2 protein-coding genes and 1 pseudogene are annotated in these 1,065 nt (G+C 42.8%); 1 reads left to right on the forward strand and 2 read right to left on the reverse strand.

The features are described 5' to 3' along the window. Window positions 1-106 (forward strand): integrase core domain-containing protein (locus tag FYJ44_RS14380; RefSeq protein ID WP_154508122.1); only part of this gene is annotated, 106 nt, incomplete at its 5' end. A gap of 415 nt (window positions 107-521) precedes the next feature. On the opposite strand, the pseudogene FYJ44_RS15090 reads toward FYJ44_RS14380, so the two are convergent. Both FYJ44_RS15090 and FYJ44_RS14390 read right to left on the reverse strand, forming a co-directional pair. Then, window positions 522-923 (reverse strand): annotated as a pseudogene (locus FYJ44_RS15090) (AAC(3) family N-acetyltransferase); the annotation flags it as partial. 36 nt (window positions 924-959) lie between these two features. Continuing rightward, window positions 960-1,065 (reverse strand): integrase core domain-containing protein (locus tag FYJ44_RS14390; protein ID WP_154508122.1); only part of this gene is annotated, 106 nt, incomplete at its 5' end.

Below are 1,065 nucleotides of genomic sequence, written 5' to 3' on the forward strand. Positions count from 1 at the left end.
GAAAAGAACAGCGAACTTGCCGGTCTGGACGCATCGCTACAACTTTGTGCGTCCGCATACGGCTCTTGGCAGAAAACCTCCAGCCTCAAGGCTGAGCGGAGGGTGAACAACGTGTTGACACTCTACACCTAGGGCAACACAGGAGTTTACAAAAAATGCAGGTTCAGTCACCGTGCATGAAGCAGCATCTGTGCCATATTCTGCACCTTGAATGAATACATCTTCATTGTAGGCTATACGCTCTTTAATCTCTTCCTCACCATTCTCAAAATAAAGCGTTGCATTCAATTTTTCAGCAACCATATGACAGGAGGCATAGGGCTTAATGGGCACTTCTTCGCCATTTTCCACCCAATACCATAAAATATTTTTTGTCAGTGGCTGAAAAAATTTTGCAGAAATGTCTACAGGATAAAGATGATGTTGCTTTGCAATATCATTACACAAAGTAATAAATTGTGTTGATTGAATATAATTTCTTGATGCTAGAAATGGCAATGAACAAGTGCCGCGGATCATTATTATTTCCTGTATGGTTTGTTTGTCGGCGGATGATTAAGCCAAATATAGATATCTTCTTGCATCATAGAAACTGAATGTTCGTAGAAATCTTTGATATTATAACTATAGAAAAAACTTTTGCCACAGCATGCCTTTTGCCCGTGGGGAAAGCGTTCCCATATTTTACGATTTCTATTTCGTTCAATATTGCATTCTCGATAATAGACATACAAATAAAATAGTTCATTTTGCAAAATGCCATTACGAACAACAGGATGGATAAACTCCTTGGTATAACGATAAGGCACGCCAACCATAAATTCGGCATGGTGAACAGTTGTACAGGTAAAACGCGGGTGCGCCCCTAGGCTGAGCATTTTTGCACCTCTTGTAACAAGCCGATCCTTGATGGAGCGAGGCCCAAAGGCGTGCCTAGGTGTAGAGTGTCAACACGTTGTTCACCCTCCGCTCAGCCTTGAGGCTGGAGGTTTTCTGCCAAGAGCCGTATGCGGACGCACAAAGTTGTAGCGATGCGTCCAGACCGGCAAGTTCGCTGTTCTTTTC

This window comes from Desulfovibrio porci (assembly GCF_009696265.1).
GTDB classification, from domain to species: Bacteria; Desulfobacterota; Desulfovibrionia; order Desulfovibrionales; family Desulfovibrionaceae; genus Desulfovibrio; species Desulfovibrio porci.